Raw genomic sequence first — 17,310 nt, 5'->3', positions numbered from 1 at the left:
ACAAGCCGGCCCCCGTGGGGTCGATGAGAGTCTCAGCGCACGGCAGGCTGAAGCTCGCCGCGCAGGACGACGGTGCGCGGCGGCTGCGTGTCTCCGCCGATGCGCTCGAGCAGCATCCGCGCGGCGGTCGCCCCCATGTGCCGCGCCGGCAGCTGGACCACCGACACCGCCGACGGCGCCAGCGTCGTGAAGGGCAGCGACCCGACGACGGCGACCCCGAACGACGACGGCGTCCTGCCCGACTCGGCGAGCTGCTGCATCACCCCGACGCCCAGGAGATTGTTCCCCGCCACGATCGCGTCGGGGGGCTCGGCGCGCGCCAACAGTCCAGCCGCCGCCTCGCGACCGCCGTCGACGCGGAAGGTCGAGTGGAGCAGCAGCTCGTCCGGCGCATCCAGCCCTGCGTCCCGCAGCGCCTCGCGCCAGCCGCGCGCCCGCTCCCGCGCGGTCTCGACCTCGGCGGGCCCGGTGACGCAGGCGATGCGACGGAACCCCGCGCGGATGAGATCCTCCGTCGCGAGATGTCCCGCATCGCGGTTGGCCACCGTGACCGCGTCGACGTCGGCTGCGAGAAGCCTGTCGATCGCCACGACCGAGTGGCCGGCCTCGAGCACGCTCGTCACATCGCTGTCGGCGCTCGCGCCCGCGATGAGCACACCCGCCATACGATCCGACACCGCGATCTGCAGGTAGGTCGCCTCCTTGTCGAGTCGCGCATCCGAGTTGCACAGCACGACCGAGAACCCGGCATCCTGCGCCACGTCCTCGACGCCGCGCGCGACCTCGGTGAAGTACGGGTTCTCGATGTCGGGGATGACGAGGGCGATGACCTCGGTGCGCAGGGTGCGCAGCGACCGCGCCGCCCGGTTGGGCGTGAAGGCGAGTCGCTCCGCAGCCGCGCGCACGGCCGCCACCTTGTCGGCCGAGACGGCGACGCCGTTGAAGACGCGCGACACCGTCGCCGGGGAGACCCCGGCGGCCTTTGCGACGTCGTAGATGGTAGCCATCGTGGATCACCCTACCGACTTGGATGGAATCGATTGCACGAACTCGGCCGCGCCGCCGAACGGCCGAGTACGCTGTCGTCATGCCCGAGTGGTCCCCCTCCGTCCCCGCTGCGGTGCGCCGAGAGCACGTCGTCTCGATCATCGAGCGGCAGGGATTCGCCCGCGTGGCCGAGCTCAGCCGGCTGCTCAGCATCTCCGAGGTCACGGTGCGCTCCGACCTCGACTATCTGGCGGAGGCCAACGTCATCCAGCGCGTCCACGGCGGAGCCATCGCCGGCATCCGCTCGACGGCACAGGTTCCCGACTACGAGCTGGCCCTCACGCGCGCCATCACCGAGAAGCGTCGCATCGGCAATGCGGCGGCGGCCCTCGTCGAGAGCGAGATGGCGGTGCTCCTCGATGCGGGCACGACCACGCTCGCGATCGCCCGCGCGCTGCTGGCCCGCGACGATCTTCGCGGCGTCGTCGTGTTCACCAACTCGCTGACCATCGGACTCGAACTCGGCGTCGCCGAGAGCAGCCTCACGGTCGTGGTCACCGGCGGCACCGTGCGCCACAAGCAGCGCTCCCTCGTCGACCCGCTGGGCGACATGTTCGTCGGATCGGTGCACGGCGACCTGTGCTTCATCGGATGCAACGGCGTCTCCGCCGCCGGGTTCACGAACTCCAGCCTCCCCGACGTCACCATGAAGCGGCGCTTCCTCGACGCGGCCGAGCGACGGGTGATCGTCGCCGACAGCTCGAAGATCGGCAAGAGCCAGGTCATCCGCATCGCGCCGCTCTCGCGGGCCGACCTGCTCATCACCGGCAGTGAGGCCCCCGAGGCCCAACTCGAGCCGCTGCGCGAGTCGGGCCTCGCGATCGAGACCGCCTGACGGCCGCGGCCCGCTCAGGCGGCGCCGGCAGACCCGAACTCGCGCATACGGCGCGCGACCATGTCGCGGAAGGCGATGAGGGCCACGCCGAGCTGCTCGCCGGGTTCGACGAGATCCGGGCGGGTGCTCAGGAGCTCCCGCAGGGCCGCCGTCCACGCGAGGTGCGAGTCGGTTCCCTGGTTGATCTTGCGGATGCCGGTCGAGATCGCATCGCCCTTCTGCTCCGGCGATATCCCGTACGACGGACGCACCCTCCCCCCGTGGGCGTTGATGGTGGCCACCGCCTCGGACGGCACCGACGACGAGCCGTGCAGCACGAGGAAGGTCTGCGGCAGTCGCTCCTTGATCTGCGCGATGAGCGGGATGCGCAGGCGCTGCCCTCCCTCGGCATCCGTGAACTTGACCGAGCCGTGGCTGGTTCCCACCGCCACCGCCAGCGCGTCGACGCCGGTCGCGGCCACGAACTGCTCCGCCTGGTCGGGATCGGCGAACACGATCTCCTCCGTGGTGCCGGAAACACCCGCCTCCGCTCCGCCGATCGTGCCGAGCTCTCCCTCGACGCTCACCCCCCGGGGGTGCGCGAGGGCGACCACGCGGGAGGTGAGCGCGACGTTGGCCTCGAAGGTCGACGGCTCGTCGGTGGCCGGGTCGCGACTGGCGTCGATCATGACGCTCGAGAACCCGGCCTCGATCGCGCGGGCGCAGTCGTCGTACGAACGCCCGTGGTCGAGGTGGAGCGCCACCGGGACGGTCGGGTAGTCGTCGATCAGGCGCCGCAGACGCGCCCACCAGCGGGCCTCGTCGTCGTAGGCGCTCATGCCGGCGATCGACTGGACGATGACGGGCGATCGCTCCGCCTCGGCGGCGTCGAGCACCGCGATGGCCTGATCGAGGCTGGAGACGTTGAACGCGCCGACGGCGTAGCCGCCGGACTCCGCCCGCTCCAGGAGCTCGCGCAATGTGTGCAGGGTCATCGACGCCTCAGAGCGAGTGGGTGATGCCGAGCTTTTCGTACTCGAGCACGATCGGCGAGTCGGTGAGGCCGGCGGCATAGGCCTGGACCTTGGCCGCGGACTCGACCGCCACCGAGGTCTTGAAGGCGTCGCGCAGGTTCGGACCGACCGTGAGCAGGCCGTGATTGGCCCACACGACGGCATTGAGGTCTCCCATGACGTCGCACATGTGCTCGCCGAACTCGGTGTTGTTGCTGAGCTCGAACGGCATGATCGGCACATCGCCCTTGGTGTAGATGACCATGTTCACGAGCGTGCCGAGGATCGGCCTGCCCACGACTCCCCATACGTTCGAGAACACCGGCTCGGAGTGGACGATCGCGTTCACATCGGGGCGGCGCTTGTAGACGGCCATGTGCACGGTGACCTCGCTCGAGGGCAGCAGCGGGCCCTCGACGACCTCACTCGCGCCGTTGACCAGCACGATGTCCTCGGGCGACATCTTGTCGTACTCCAGATCGGTCGGTGTGATCAGGAAGCGGTCCTCGACACCCGGCACGCGGATCGAGATGTTCCCCTGCGTGTTGAAGTTGAGGCCGTACTCCATCGACCGGAGGCAGTACTCGTGGATCTGCCTCTTGGCGGCCGCCAGATCGAATCCGGTCTCGGTGGTCGTGCTCATCGCGTGTTCTCCTGTTCGTGCGAGGTCTGGGTCTGGGATTGGGCGAGTCGGTGTGCCAGCGCGCGCGTGCTGTCGTAGAGCTCGCGATAGGCGCTGCGCTGCTGCGCGTACCACTCGGCATGCTGCGGCGCCGGTTCGCTGAGTCCGTCGTCGGCACCGTCGACCGGCCGGAGCGGCTCGGCGTCGAGGCCGATCCCGCGCGCGGCGAGAATGGCGGCGCCGCGCGCGGAGCTGTCCGCGCCGGCCGGGCGCAGCGCCACACCGGCCGCGTCGGCACGGCACTCGAGGGCCCGCGCGTTGCGCGCACCCGATCCGGTGACGCTGAGGGCCCCGGCGGCGATCCCGCGCGCGGCGAGCGCGTCGAGGATCTTCGCGAACTCGAAGCCGGACGCCTCGACGACCGCGCGTGCGAGCTGCGGCACCGTGGTCTCGAGCGTCAGGCCGTGGATGACCCCGCGCGCGTCCGGGTCGTTGTCGAGCGTGCCCGATCCCGCGAGGTAGGGCAGCACCAGCAGGGCGGGCGGCTCATCGGCGAGCGCGCCGAAGACCTCCGGCACGGCGCGGCCCACGGTCTGGGCGAACCACTCCAGGGCCCAGCCTCCCGCTGCCGTGCCGGCGAGAGTCACCCACAGCGCGTCGTCGACGGGATAGCTGGCGAACCCCGTCTCCTCCAGCCCCTCCGGGCGTGACGCCGAGCCGACGGTGACACAGTCGCTCGATCCGAAGGAGATGACCGAGCGGTCGCCGGGCCGGCCTCCGCCGCCCAGGTAGGCGGCGGCCTGATCGTGGGCGCCTGCCACGACCGCCACCCCCGGCACAAGCCCGAGCCGATCCGCCGCGGCCGGCGTGAGACCGCCGAGCCGCGTGCCCCCGGCCACCACGGCCGGAAGCGACTCGAGCGTGAGCCACGGGGCGACTCGGGCGAGCTCGTCGATGATCTCGGTGCTCCACACGCGCGTATCGACGTCGAACAGTCCCGTGCGCGCCGCCTGGCTGTGATCGATGACCGCGGTGCCGGTCCACCGCTGCGCCAGCAGGTCGCCCATGCAGCGGAAGCCGGCGGCACCGTCCCAGTTCGCCGAGGCGGCGATCTTGAAGCCCGAGAACATCCCGTGCAGCGGCTGCGCGGTGATTCGGGTGAACCGGGCGGCCCCGAGGCGCTCGCCCAGGCGGCGGGCGACAGGTTCGCCGCGCGTGTCCATGCTGACCGCCACCGGCGCGAGGGGCGAGCCGGTGACGTCGACGGGAACGACCGCCTCTCCCAGCACGCTGAAGCCCAGCGCCCGAGGAGCTTTGCCGACGAGCCGCGCACGCTCCGCCACGGCCGCCACGGCGTGCTCGGCGGCGGCGATCACCTCGGCGGCATCCAGTTCGACGGTGCCCGTCGCGGGGCGGTGCAACGTCAGCGGACGGCTCTCCGCGGCGATCGCCGCGCCGTCGCTCAGCGAGAACGCCACCGCGCGCACGCCGCTCGTGCCGAGGTCCAGTCCGATCACGCTCATTTGATCGCCCCCGAGAGCCCGTTCACCAGGTACTTCTGGATGAACACGAAGAGGGCGACGACCGGGATCGAGATGAGCACGAGGATGGCGAACAGCGCGCCGGGCTGACTCAGATACATGCCGCGATAGGCGAGCGGCACGAGAGTCAGCGGCTTGAGCTCGTTGTCGCCGAGGGTCACCAGCGGCAGCAGGAAGTCGTTCCAGCTCATCATCGTCTGCCAGATCGCGACGACGGCGAGCGCGGGCTTTCCGAGCGGCAGATACACGCGCCAGAAGATCTGCCACGCGCTCGCACCGTCCAGGCGCGCGGCCTCATAGGTCTCCAGGGGGATCGCGAGGTACGACGTACGGATGATGATGACCGCGAACGGGAGGCCGAGCGCCGTGTAGACGAGTACGAGACCGAGCAGGTTGTTGTAGAGCTGCATGGACTGGAGGATGCGGAAGGTCGCGACCACGATGCTCGACATCGGCAGGATGAGCGCGAGGATCAGCGCGCCGAAGATGAGCGCCTTCAACGGCACGCGCAGGCGCGCCAGGGCGAAGGCCGCCATCGAGCCGAGCAGGCACACCAGCACGACCGAGGGCACGGTGATCAGCACGCTGTTGAGCAGGTGCAGCAGGATCGGGTTCTGCTCCCAGATGTTGACGTAGTTCTTGAAGCTGAAGACCTCGGGGAGGATGCCGAAGAACGACGTCGACGGGTTCTCGGGCGGCATGAGCGAGAGACCCACGACCATGATGATCGGCACGGTCCAGATCAGGGCGAGGGGGATCAGGACGAAGTGGAGCCATCCCACGCGGTGGCCGGGAGCGCCCCTGCGTGGACGATGTCCCGCGCGGGCGGCGACGATCGACTCGGTCGTCGGGTGGGTCTGGGTCGTCGCGGTCATTTCTCGTCTCCCGTGATGAATCCGGAACCGAAGACCCGCACCATCGACAGCGAGCTGACGACCGCGATGACCAGCAGCACGACGCTGATCGCCGACGCGTAACCCACGTTCTGCAAGCGGAACGCCTCCTGGAAGGCGAAGGTGGGGAGCATCTCCGACGCGTGGTTGGGGCCGCCCTCGGTGAGCACGTAGACGAGCTCGAAGGTCTTGAGCGAGCCGATGATGCCCAGCAGCACGAGCGAGAGCGTCGTGCTCTTGAGCAGCGGGAAGGTGATCCGCACCATCGTCTGGAAGCCGCTCGCCCCATCGATGCGTGCGGCCTCGGTGAGGCTCGGGTCGATCAGCTGGAGGCCCGCGAGGTAGAAGAGCATCGAGAAGCCCGTCCACATCCACACGTTCACGAAGATGACGGCGAAGATCGCCGTGTCGGGGTTGGCCAGGTAGTCGCCGCCGAGGAAGGTGAGCCCCGTCGCCTTGCCCACCTCGACGAGCACTCCGTTGAACGGATCCATGATCCGCTGCCAGACGATGCCCACCACGACCGGTGAGAGGATCGCGGGGATGAAGAAGATCGCCCGGTACACCGTGCTTCCCCGCAGATGCTGATTGAGGGCGACCGCGAGCAGGAACCCGATGACCGCTTGCGGGATGATCGTCAGCACGATCCAGAACGCCGAGTTGCGCAGCGTGATGAGGAAGGTCGGATCCTGGAACAGGTCCAGGTAGTTCTGGATGCCGACCGCGGTGCCCGCGTTGACGCCGTCCCAGTCGAGCGTGCTCGCCTGGATGTTGTAGACGATCGGGTACACCACGAACGTGCAGAACAGCAGGATGGTCGGAGCCAGGAATCCGATCCCGGTCAGCCGTTCGCGTGTCAGCGCTTTCATGTCCACCTCCGGGGGACGACCGGCGAGTCCGGCCGTCCCCCCATGTTCGATCCGATCGGTCAGCCGAGCGAGTCCTGAACCGCCTGGACAGAGGCCGCAGCTTCTTCAGGGGTGGTCCCGCCGGTGGCGAGCGCCGAGAGCGCGTCGGCGACGGCCTGATCGATGTCGGGCGATTCGAAGTAGCGCGAGTACTGGACCTGCGGCAGCCACTCGTCGACGAAGAGGTTCCAGATCTCCTCCTGACGATCGCTCGTGAAGACCTCCGGCGACAGACCGGTCACGGCGGGCACGTCGTTCATCGTGTTCACGAGCTTCTGGGCGCCGGAGCCGGCGATGAAGTCGGTGAGCACCTTGCAGGCGAGCTCGGGGTTGGCGGTGTTCTTCGCGATGCCGAGGCTCACGTCGATACCGCCGACGAACTGCGACTCGGCAGCCCCGCCGGGGATGGTCGGGAACAGGAACGGCCGGTAGCCGGACATGCCCTCGGACAGCGGCGGGATGTCGGTCTTGGTGGGGTCGGACTGCTGGATCCACCACGCGCCGAGCGGGATCATGGCCGCGTTGCCGGCCTCGAACTGGTTCACCGCCGACGGGTAGGCGTCGAGGCCGATGGCCCCTTCCTGCGCGATGCCGTCGGTGAACAGCTTCTGCCAGTACTCGAACCCCTTGACGATCTGGGGGTCGGTCCACGACGCCGTGCCGCCCTCCGCCTCGTACACGAGGCCCGGGGCGACGTTGTTCACGATCTGGAGGAAGACGACGTTGCGCAGCCACGAGTCCTTCGCGGGGAGCAGGAACGGTGCGAAGTCGTTGCCCGACATCGCATCCACGGAGGCCTCCAGCTCCTCCCACGTCGTGGGGATCTCCTGGCCCTGCTCGTCGAAGATCTGGGTGTTGGCCCACAGGTTGACGGTCTGGGTGAGGATCGGCAGCGAGTAGAAGTTCTCGTCGCCCTCGGGGTTGCCCATGCGCGACTGCTCGATGCCGATCGGGTAGAACTTGCTCTGCCAGTCGTCGCCCCAGGTGTCGGCGGCGCACTCCTGCAGCGGCATCAGGTAGTCGCGGTACTGCTGGGTCAGCGCCCCCGGCTGCAGGCCCACGATGTCGGGCATCGTGTTGGAGGCGGCCCGGCTCTGCAGGTCGACGATGTATTCGGGGTAGTTGAAGATCGTGGCATCGATCGTGCCCTCGTTCTCCGCCTCGAACGCCTCGATCATCTGCTTCGTGGTCTGCTCGATCGGGCTCCACGAGCGGAACGTCACCGTGTCGCTCGATCCGTTCGCCGAGTTGGTCGGTGCAGCGCCGCCCGCGCAGGCGGCCAGGCTCAGCGCGACGACGGCCGTACCGGCAGCGGCTGCGCTTCTCTTGAGCTTCATTGCTGTGAACTCCTCACGTCTCTGTAAGTGCTCGGTGGTCACCGGGACTGGATTCGAGTTTAGATTTCTTGCGCTTTCGCCGCGATAAATCCGGGCCAATCGGTTGAAACTCTTCTGTATTCTGTGTTTTCCATACTTCGAGCTTGTGATTTCGCAAGTTCATCGAGCCCTCCCTGCGCCCAGGGACGCAGAAACGCCGCTTGCTCATTCGCAAGCGGCGTTTGCGCGTCCGAGGGCCTCACGCCCGTGGGAGTCCGCGTTAGCATCGTCCCGACACCGGACAGGGTGTCGCGCGGACCCGATGGTCCGCACCCCGGGGTGCATCCGCCACGACTCGGCGTTGGGTACGGCGGATGCCCCCGGGTCCCACGATCACAGTCGCGGTGCTGTTCCGGCGAGCGCACCCGGGAAGTAGAGCCCGGTGATCCGGCCCTCGGCGAGAGCCTTCTCGTTCGCCGCCGCCGCGGCCTCGCGCTCGCGCTCGGCCTTGGCGGGATCACGACGCAGCGAGGCGTTCTGCTCCCGCAGCACCTTCTCGACGGCGGCGTAGGGCACCTCGCGCGGCTGCTCGCCCCGCAGGGCGGCCTGGCTGGCCAGCACGCCGGCCGCGTGGCCGATGCCCATCGCGCCGCCCTGGGTGCGCAGCGAGCCGTGCGCCTCGTGCGTCGCCGAGATGGCGCGACCGGCCATCACCAGACCGTTCAGGCGCACCGGGATCAGCGTCCGCATCGGGATGTCGTACGAGTCCTTCGGGTCGGTCCACACGCCGCCGGCGCCGTTCTCACCGTAGCCCTCCTTGCCCTTGAGGTTGTGGATGTCGATCGGGAAGTAGCCGCGCGCGATGACGTCGTCGAACTTCCGTCCCTCGTAGACGTCCTCCCCCGTGATGACGTACTCACCGGTGATGTGACGCGACTCGCGGATGCCCACCTGGGTGCCCGTGCCGGCCAGATACGCGTTCTCGAAGCCCGGGATGTGCTTGACGAGGTACGCCGAGAGACTCATGACCTGCTTGCGGCCGTCGATCTCGCCTTCGGTCAGCGACTCCGCCGAACGGCCGTCAAGACCCGCGATGCGCGTCGAGTTGAAGTGGACGAGCCCCGGATGGGTCGTCGTGAGGAACAGGATGGAGTTGCGGCCGAGGTAGAGCTCGCCGCTGTCGAGACCGCGGCCGATCTCGTCGAGGAAGCCCTGGCCGACGAAGTGCTCCTGCTGGAGCTCTTCGCTGAACGGCTGCAGCGCGACCATCTCCGACGCCCATTCGAAGGCGTCCAGATGAGTGTCCATGTACTGCTTGAGCCGCGCCGTGTCGACGTTGGCCATGTCGAACATGAGAGTTCCCGGCTGCGAGACCCCCTGCTCGTTGCCGACCGTGTGCTCGGCGCCCGCGAGAGCCGCCACATCGCCGTCGCCCGTGGCGTCGACGATCGTCTTGGCGGTGTACACGCGCTTGCCCGACTTGTTGGCAACCTCCACGCCCGTCACGGTGTCGCCGTCGACGACGACGTCCGAGACGAAGGAGTGGAACAGGATGTCGACCCCCGCCTCCTGCAGCATCTGGATCGCGGTCCACTTGTAGTGCTCACGGTCGTAGAACCCGAGATAGGCGCCCGAGCCGTGGGGGTTCGTGCAGCGCAGGTGTCCGGTCGAGCCACCGGCCCGCCGCATGCGATCGACGAACTCCTCGGGAATGCCCGCGATGACCCGCTCGTCGCCGAAGTGCATCGGCGAGATCGGACCCAGCCAGCCCGACGTTGCCATCCCTCCGATGAAGCCGTACTTCTCGATGATCAGGGTCTTGGCCCCGGCGCGTCCGGCCGCGATGGCGGCCATGTTCCCGGAGGGGCCACCGCCGCAGACGATGACGTCGTAGTCGGTGGTGTCGGTCACTGGTGTCCTTCTTTCGTGGGTGATGGATGGTTCGTGCGGGGGGGGGGAGGCGGGGCCGGGTGACCCCGCCTCCCCGGGTGTCACTGCGCGTTGTAGGTCGAGGCCACGCCCGAGAGCGTCTCGGCGGGATCAGCGCCCTGGAACACGATCTGCTGCGCTCCGGTGACGAGGCTGTCGGACAGCTCCGAGAAGTTCTCCGACACCGGGTTCGGGCGGCCGTACTCCCGGATGTAGTCGAGCCAGGAGTTCAGCTCGTCGGCGTTGTCGAGAGAGGTCACGGCATCCGACTCGTAGACGCTCGAGAGCACGGGCAGCACGCCGGCGGCGGCGAACTTCTCCTGCGACGTGGCCGAGGTGTAGAACTTGATGAAGTCCCACGCCGCGTCCGTGTTCGAGGCGTTGGCGCCGATGGTCAGCGTCTGGCCCGCGACTGGCGTCTCGAGCGGGGTCGACGGGTCGTTCGACGGGATCGCCACCGTCTTGAGGTTCTCGCCGATGCCCTCGCCCGAGCGGGCGGCGGCGACGCGGTACGAGCCCTCGATGGCCATCGCGATCGTGCCGGCCTTGACGCCGTTGATCACCTCGTCGGCACCCATGCTGAGCACCTCGTCACCGAAGGCGCCCTGCTCCTTCCAGTCGACGAAGGTCTGCATGCTGGCGACGCCGGCCGCGTCGTCGAAGACGGCCTGGCCGTCGGCGTCGAGGATCTCGCCGCCGTTGCCCCACGTGAACGGGATGAACTTCTCCATGAAGTCGGCGCCGAGGCCGGAGTTGGAGAAGCCCACGCCGAGCCCGGTGACGCCCGTCTCCTGCAGGGCCGCAGCGACCTCACCGACCTCGTCGAGGGTCGTCGGCACCTCCAGGCCCGCGGCCTCGAGCAGATCCGCCCGGTACCACAGCAGCCAGGCGCGGATCTCCCACGGCATCGCCATGATCTCGCCGTCGAAGGTGACGCCGTCGATCGGGAACAGGAAGTCGTCGCCGAGCTCGTCGAGCACGGGCTGGGCGTACTCGGTGATGGGCTGGACCGTGCCGGCTGCGACGTGCATCGGCAGCTGGTTCGAATAGACGTTGAGCAGATCGGGACCCTGACCGCTCGCGGTGGCCTTGATGACCTCCGCGTCGATCTTGGCGTAGTTGATCGAGCGCACCGTGACGGTCGTGCCGTCGCTCTGGGCGTTGTACTCCTCGACGATCTCCTTCAGGGCCGTGCCACGCGGGTCGTCGGCGCTGTTGGGATCGAGGAACGTCCACAGCTCCAGTTCGGTGTCGCCGCTCGGGGCGGTGCTGCCGCTCGTGCAGCCCGCCGCCGACAGCGCGAGTGCGGATACGAGGATGACAGCCGCGGCGTTGCGGATGATGCCTCTTCTCATGGGTGGAACCTTTCTCGGTGAGTGCGGGACGTGACGGGTGTCAGCCCTTGGTGGCGCCGGCGGACAGACCGGCGACGATGCGTCGCTCCATGAGGACGAAGACGATGACGATGGGGATGATCGAGATCACGACGGCCGCGGTCAGCTGCCCCCAGACGATCCCGTACTGCGAGAGGTAGTTGTAGAGACCGACGGCGACCAGGCGCTTGTCGTCGGTCGAGATCATCGTCGAGGCGATGAGGAAGTCGTTCCACACGTAGACGAACGAGATCACCGCCGCCGCCGCGATGCCGGGAACCGCGAGCGGGAAGACGAGCTGCACCATGACGCGGAAGTGCGAGGCGCCGTCCACGCGTCCCGCCTCCTCGATGGAGTCCGGCACCGACTCGAAGAAGCCCTTGAGCATCCAGATCACGGTCGGGATCTGCCACGCGGTGTAGATGATGATCATCACCGCGTAGGTGTCGTAGAGGCCGAGGCTCACGGCCAGGAAGTACAGCGGCACCAGGATGGCGATCCCCGGGATCATGCTCGTCATCAGGATGAGGAACAGGCTGGTCGTCTTGCCGCGGAATCGGAAGCGCGCGGCGGCATAGGCGCCGAACACCGCGACGATGATCGTCGCGATCACCGTGAGCCCGGCGACCAGCAGGGTGTTGCCGAGGTAGAGCGGGATCTTGGACTCGAACAGCACGAGGCGGTAGTTCTCGAGCGTGAAGTCCTGCGGGATCCACCCCTGGTCGGAGAGGGTCGCGCTCTCCGACTTGAACGAGGTGCTGAGCCCCCACAGCAGCGGCAGCACCGCGAAGGCGGATGCCGCGACGAGGGCGACGTAGACCAGCGGATTCGTCCGCCGGCGACGGCGCCCGGCGGATCGAGCGGCACGCGGCGTGCGGCGGGAACGGGTCTCCGCGACGAGCTCAGTCATTGCGCTCACTCCTCAGCAGACGGATGTAGGCGGCGCCGAACAGGATGTTGAACGCGAACAGCACGACGCTGTACGCGGCGCCGAGCCCGAGGTTGAAGAACTCGAAGCTCTGCTTGAAGGCCGCCAGCGACAGGACGTTGGTGCCGTCGAGCGGACCGCCGCCGGTGAGCGTGTAGACGAGCGTCACCATGTTGAAGTAGAGCAGGGTGAGCTGGATCGCGACCACGAACAGCGTCGGCTTCATGAGGGGGAGTGTGACCTGCATGAAGCGACGGAACGGGCCGGCGCCGTCGACCTCGGCGGCCTCACGCAGCTCCTCGGGGATCGTCTGCAGCGAGGCCAGACAGAGGATCGTGGCGAGGGGATAGCTGATCCACACGTTCACGACGATCAGCAGGACCATCGCCAGGACGGGGTTGGCCAGGAAGTCGAGCCGGCCGAAGGGGAGGTCGCCGAGGCCCAGGGGCCCGTAGTCGGGGTTGACCAGCCATTTCCACAGCAGTGCGGCGACCGTCTGCGACACGACCCACGGCATGAGGATCAGGACGCGGAAGATGCGGCGGCCGCGGACCTGCTGGTTGAGAAGGTTCGCCAGGCCGAGGCTCAGGGGCACCGCGATCAGCAGCGAGCCGATGACGTAGACGAACGAGCGGGCGATCTGCCCGAGTCCCTCGGCCGTCGTGAAGATCTGCAGGAAGTGGGCGAAGTCGTTGAACTCGCCGACCTCCATGTAGCGGGTGTCGTGCAGGCTCAGGTTGATCGCGTAGACGATCGGGAAGATCGACACGATCGCCACGACGATGATCGAGGGCAGGATGAGGCCCCACGACAGGCCGACGGGCGACCGGTCGCCGACGCCGCGTCCGCGACGCCGCGCCCGGCGGGCAGCCACCCCCGGCCCGTCATCGGGCGAGGGCTCCTCGAGCTGCGGTGCGGGATGGACTGCGATGGCCATCGTGATTCTCCTCGGGGCGTCAGGCGACGCGGGTGGTGTGGTCGGGTGAGACCTCGGCGAGCACGCGCGCGATGTCGGCGAGCCTGCTCGGCTCGGGGGCGTCGATCGCCATGCGGCACACAGCCGTGTCGATGAGGCCCTGGTCGCGCTGCGAGATCTTCAGCGCCGCGATGTTCGGCCCGAGGACGGGCACGATCCCGTTGATGATCTCGGCCAGCCGCTCCTGCTCCGACTCGTCGCCGGCGCCGATGGCATCGGCCAGGGCCACGAACGGTGCGGGAAGCGAGGACGAGACCCCCGACACGATGCCGTCGCCGCCGGCGGCGACCACTTCGCGCAGCAGGCCGTCGTTGCCCGACAGGACGATCCGCGGGGTGGACAGCGCGCCGATGAGCTCCGCCACATAGTCGGTGCCGGCGATGGAGATCTTCGCCCCGGCCAGGTCGAACTCTTCGATCACCCGAGCGGCCTCGGCGGCCGGCAGCTGCACCCCGGTGCGATCGGGGAACAGGTAGAGGAAGATGTCGGCATCCGGCGCCTCGGCGCGCGCGGCCGAGATCTGCTCGCGGACACCGTCGACCGTGCTCGGCATGTAGAAGGGCGTCAGCACCGAGATCTTGGTGATTCCGAGTGCTCGGGCATCGGCGGCCAGGACCCCTGTGTGATACGGGGATGCGGCGCCGACGTGCGCGACCACGCGCTCGGGTCCGGCGACCGACACGGCTGCCGCCAGCAGGTCGTGCCGCTCGGCAAGGGTGAGGGCGGCGAACTCCGCCGTCGTGCCGTTGACGAACACGGCATCCACTCCTCCCGCGAGCGCGTGCGCGAACAGTCGCGTCGTGGCGCGAAGGTCGAGGCCACCGTCCTCGGAGAACGCGGTGGTCACCGCGCTGTAGACGATGGGACGGGTCATGATGTCTCCTCTCCGAGACCGTTGGTCAGGGTCAGCCGGGCGAAAGCGGTCATCAGTCGCGAGCGCGACCCGAGCAGATGCTCCTGCAGGCTCACGGTCGCCCGGTCGAGCTCACCCGCGCGCATCTGCGCGTGGATCTCGACGTGCGACTCGTACGAGGGCCCGAGATCGATGTCCTCGGCCGTCGTCATCTCCAGCAGCACTCCGAAGGTCGGGGCGTACTGGCTCCAGATCTGACGCAGGCGGCTGTGGTCTGCGACGTCGTAGAAGCTTGCGTGGAAGGCCATGTCGGCGTGGGCGAAGGCGAGGTGGTCGCCCGAGGCAGCGGCCACGCGCATGTCGTCCAGCGAGGGCTGTGCGAGGTCCCACGGAGCCGACGGCGAGAGGGCGGCGACCCGCAGCGCCTGCAGCTCGATCGCCTCGCGCAGCGAGTAGAGCTCGTCGATGTCCTTCGTCGTGAGGCCGCGGACGAAGACTCCCCGGCGACGGCTCTCGACCAGTCCTTCGGACTCGAGCTGGGCCAGCGCATCGCGGATCGGCCCGCGGCTCACCTGGAACGTGGCCGACAGCTGCGCCTCTACGAGGTGGGTGCCGGCGGGCAGCTTGCCCGTCACGATGAGCACCCGCAGCTGCTCGAGCACCTGCTCTCCCAGCACCTGCTGTCGAGGGGCGAGAACCCTCCCTGCCAGCGATTCGAAATCGGCCACCCGAACTCCTTTGTGAGCTACCTCTGGTTTGCCGTCATCGATTGACGGTTAACCGTAGACAGAGTGACACAACGTGAAATCGATGTCAAGAGATTTCTGGAGTCGATCCTCCCGGAGCGCCCGCGCTCCCCGACAACAGGAGGACTCCGCAGAGCAGGAGAACTCCGCAGAACAGGGCGATCCGCGTCGGATCGTCCTGTTCTCGGGAGATCTCCTGTGCTGCGCCGATGCGGAGCGGGTCAGTCCTCGTCGACCTGCGGCCGCCAGACGACCACCTCGGTGGCGCGGCGGACGCGCGTGCCGTGGCGCAGCGTCACGACCGAGCCGCTCGCGCCGGCCGCGAAGACGCGGGCGCCGCGGCGCTGCTCGACCTCGTCGCGCACCCGCTGCTCCAGGTCGCCGACCTGGCGGCGCAGCGCCCGCACCTGGTTCTCGAGCTCGATGATGCGCGCGATGGCGGGCAGGCTGATGCCCTCGGCCGACAGCGCCGCGACCTCGCGCAGCTGCTTCACGTGGTGCAGCGAGTAGCGCCGCGAGCCGCCCTGCGTGCGTCCCGGCACGACGAGCCCGAGGCGGTCGTACTGCCGCAGGGTCTGCGGATGCATCCCCGACAGCTCGGCCGCTGCGGCGATCGCGAAGATCGGGGTCTCCTCATCGACCTCGTCAGCCATGTCGTCTCACCTCACATCCCTCTACACCGCGCGAACCGACATCCCCACCGCGAACCACCCGCGCAGGCGCGTCGGTTCGGCGGAGGGATGTCGGTTCGCCACGATCACTCGCTCGCCCTGCTCATCAGGTCGGCGCGGGGGTTCTCCTTGGGCTCCAGCTCGTGGAACCGCTCCAGCGCCTCGCGGGCGCGGTCGTCGAGGTGCGCGGGCACCGCGACCTGGACCTCGGCGAGCAGGTCGCCCGTGCCCTTGGCCGACTCGACGCCGCGGCCCTTGACCCGCAGCACCCGCCCGGAGGGCGTGCCGGGCGCGACCCGCAGCTTCACCGGATCTCCGCCCAGGGTGGGCACCTCGATCGTCGCGCCCAGCGCCGCCTCGGTAAAGGTCACCGGCACCGTGACGCGGAGGTTGAGCCCCTCGCGGGTGAACACGGGATGCGGTCGCACCGTGATCGAGACGACCACATCGCCCGCCTCGCCGCCGTCGGGCGACGGGCGGCCGCGACCGCGCAGGCGGATCTTCTGCCCGTCGGCGACGCCCGCCGGGATCTTGACCTTGAACGGCTTGCCGTCCTCGCCCTGGAGGGTGATGGTCTCGCCCTTCACGGCGGTCTGGAAGTCGAGCGTCGTGCGCGCCGTCACATCGGCCCCGCGCTGCGGACCACCGAACCCGCGGAACCCTCCGCTCGACTGGCCGAACCGGCCCGAGCCGAACCGGCCACCGGACTGCTCGCCGAACATCGCGAACAGGTCGTCGAAGTCGGCCTGCTGCGTGCCGCCGCGGCCGAACCGGCTGAAGACGTCCTCGAAACCACCGCCGGCGCCGGGCGCCTGGAAGCGGGCGCTTCCGGCCCCCATCGCCCGGATCTGGTCGTACTCCTCGCGCTGCTCCTTGTCGCTGAGCACCGAGTACGCCTCGCTGATCTCCTTGAACTTGGCCTCGGCGGCGGGATCCCCCTGCGTCGAGTCGGGGTGGTAGGTGCGTGCCAGCTTGCGGTAGCTCTTCTTCAGCTCCGCCTCGGACACGTCCTTGCCGACGCCGAGGACCTTGTAGAAGTCCTTGTCGAACCAGTCCTGACTGGCCATATCCCCTCCCCCCGCCTACTCGGCCGGCACCGCGACGACGACCTTCGCGGGACGCAGCTCGATCGCGCCCAGACGGTAGCCGACCTCGACGACCTCGAGGATCGTCGGCACCTCGGTGCCGGGGGTCGGCGCCTGGAAGATCGCCTCGTGCTGCTGCGGGTCGAACGCGTCGCCCGCGGCGCCGTAGGTCTCCACGCCCAGCCGGGCCACGACCCCGCGGAGCTTCTCGGCGATCGCGGCCAGGGGCGAGCCCTCGGCGAGATCGCCGTGCTTCTCGGCGCGGTCGAGGTCGTCGAGCACGGGCAGCAGCCCCTTGGCCACCGCGCCCTTGGCGCGCTCGATCTCGACCTCGCGCTGCTCCTCGGTGCGGCGGCGGTAGTTGGCGTACTCGGCCTGCAGCCGCTTGAGGTCGAGCAGCAGGTCGTGCTCCTCCTCCGGGGCCTCGGCGACGGCCGCCTCGTCGGACTGCGCCGTGCCGAGGATGTCCTCGACCGTCAGCGCGTCGGCGTCGGCATCCTCCTGCGAGTCGGGGCCGGAGACCTGTGCCTCCGACCCCTCCTCACCGAGGACCTCGTCGCCGTCGTCCGGCTCTTCGAAGTCCTTCTTCGTCATG

17 protein-coding genes are annotated in these 17,310 nt (G+C 68.9%); 1 reads left to right on the top strand and 16 read right to left on the bottom strand.

Annotated features, from left to right (window positions below; genetic code table 11):
• Positions 1-32: 32 nt before the first annotated feature.
• The gene (locus BGO46_RS03305) at positions 33-1,007 is read right to left on the bottom strand and encodes a LacI family DNA-binding transcriptional regulator (protein WP_292673385.1); all 975 of its coding nucleotides are present in this window, start codon (positions 1,005-1,007) and stop codon (positions 33-35) included.
• Between the two features lie 80 nt (positions 1,008-1,087).
• On the opposite strand from BGO46_RS03305, the gene BGO46_RS03300 reads away from it, so the two are divergent.
• On the top strand, positions 1,088-1,882 hold the full coding sequence (locus BGO46_RS03300) for a DeoR/GlpR family DNA-binding transcription regulator (protein WP_292673387.1): 795 nt from the start codon (positions 1,088-1,090) through the stop codon (positions 1,880-1,882).
• Positions 1,883-1,896: 14 nt separating this feature from the next.
• Here BGO46_RS03300 and BGO46_RS03295 read toward each other — a convergent pair whose 3' ends face one another.
• The 15 genes from BGO46_RS03295 to BGO46_RS03225 form a co-directional block, all read right to left on the bottom strand.
• Entirely contained in the window at positions 1,897-2,856 is a 960-nt protein-coding gene (locus BGO46_RS03295) for a ketose-bisphosphate aldolase (RefSeq protein ID WP_292673389.1), read from the bottom strand.
• 7 nt (positions 2,857-2,863) lie between these two features.
• The gene (locus tag BGO46_RS03290) at positions 2,864-3,517 is read right to left on the bottom strand and encodes a class II aldolase/adducin family protein (protein ID WP_292673392.1); all 654 of its coding nucleotides are present in this window, start codon (positions 3,515-3,517) and stop codon (positions 2,864-2,866) included.
• A complete protein-coding gene (locus BGO46_RS03285) occupies positions 3,514-5,019 on the bottom strand; it encodes an FGGY family carbohydrate kinase (protein WP_292673394.1) in 1,506 nt (501 codons plus the stop codon). Before BGO46_RS03285 ends, BGO46_RS03290 begins: the two co-directional genes overlap by 4 nt.
• On the bottom strand, positions 5,016-5,912 hold the full coding sequence (locus tag BGO46_RS03280; protein WP_292673397.1) for a carbohydrate ABC transporter permease: 897 nt from the start codon (positions 5,910-5,912) through the stop codon (positions 5,016-5,018). The genes BGO46_RS03285 and BGO46_RS03280 overlap by 4 nt, the downstream gene beginning before the upstream one ends.
• Positions 5,909-6,799, bottom strand: a complete 891-nt coding sequence (locus tag BGO46_RS03275; RefSeq protein WP_292673400.1) for a sugar ABC transporter permease — start codon at positions 6,797-6,799, stop codon at positions 5,909-5,911. The genes BGO46_RS03280 and BGO46_RS03275 overlap by 4 nt, the downstream gene beginning before the upstream one ends.
• Before the next feature lie 59 nt (positions 6,800-6,858).
• Positions 6,859-8,175 carry an extracellular solute-binding protein gene (locus tag BGO46_RS03270; protein ID WP_292673403.1) on the bottom strand — a complete coding sequence of 439 codons (1,317 nt, stop codon included), beginning with the start codon at positions 8,173-8,175 and terminating at the stop codon, positions 6,859-6,861.
• Positions 8,176-8,547: 372 nt separating this feature from the next.
• Complete coding sequence (locus BGO46_RS03265; protein ID WP_292673406.1) at positions 8,548-10,065, bottom strand: FAD-dependent oxidoreductase; 1,518 nt, start codon at positions 10,063-10,065, stop codon at positions 8,548-8,550.
• A gap of 80 nt (positions 10,066-10,145) precedes the next feature.
• Positions 10,146-11,438 (bottom strand): extracellular solute-binding protein, encoded by a 1,293-nt coding sequence (locus BGO46_RS03260; RefSeq protein ID WP_292673408.1) that lies wholly within the window; start codon positions 11,436-11,438, stop codon positions 10,146-10,148.
• A 40-nt stretch (positions 11,439-11,478) separates the two neighbouring features.
• Positions 11,479-12,366 carry a carbohydrate ABC transporter permease gene (locus tag BGO46_RS03255; RefSeq protein WP_292673411.1) on the bottom strand — a complete coding sequence of 296 codons (888 nt, stop codon included), beginning with the start codon at positions 12,364-12,366 and terminating at the stop codon, positions 11,479-11,481.
• Entirely contained in the window at positions 12,359-13,321 is a 963-nt protein-coding gene (locus BGO46_RS03250; protein ID WP_292673413.1) for a sugar ABC transporter permease, read from the bottom strand. The genes BGO46_RS03255 and BGO46_RS03250 overlap by 8 nt, the downstream gene beginning before the upstream one ends.
• A gap of 19 nt (positions 13,322-13,340) precedes the next feature.
• Positions 13,341-14,234, bottom strand: coding sequence for a dihydrodipicolinate synthase family protein (locus BGO46_RS03245; RefSeq protein ID WP_292673416.1), 894 nt, complete (start codon positions 14,232-14,234; stop codon positions 13,341-13,343).
• The gene (locus BGO46_RS03240) at positions 14,231-14,941 is read right to left on the bottom strand and encodes a GntR family transcriptional regulator (protein WP_292673418.1); all 711 of its coding nucleotides are present in this window, start codon (positions 14,939-14,941) and stop codon (positions 14,231-14,233) included. The genes BGO46_RS03245 and BGO46_RS03240 overlap by 4 nt, the downstream gene beginning before the upstream one ends.
• 239 nt (positions 14,942-15,180) lie before the next feature.
• Positions 15,181-15,612, bottom strand: coding sequence for a MerR family transcriptional regulator (locus BGO46_RS03235; protein WP_292673420.1), 432 nt, complete (start codon positions 15,610-15,612; stop codon positions 15,181-15,183).
• Between the two features lie 104 nt (positions 15,613-15,716).
• Entirely contained in the window at positions 15,717-16,697 is a 981-nt protein-coding gene (locus BGO46_RS03230) for a DnaJ C-terminal domain-containing protein (RefSeq protein ID WP_292673422.1), read from the bottom strand.
• Between the two features lie 15 nt (positions 16,698-16,712).
• Positions 16,713-17,309 carry a nucleotide exchange factor GrpE gene (locus BGO46_RS03225; protein WP_292673424.1) on the bottom strand — a complete coding sequence of 199 codons (597 nt, stop codon included), beginning with the start codon at positions 17,307-17,309 and terminating at the stop codon, positions 16,713-16,715.
• Position 17,310 lies beyond the last annotated feature (1 nt).

Origin of the sequence: Microbacterium sp. 70-16 (assembly GCF_001898315.1) — a bacterium.
Taxonomy (GTDB): domain Bacteria; phylum Actinomycetota; class Actinomycetes; order Actinomycetales; family Microbacteriaceae; genus Microbacterium.
This window is presented reverse-complemented; position numbering and strand designations above follow the sequence as displayed.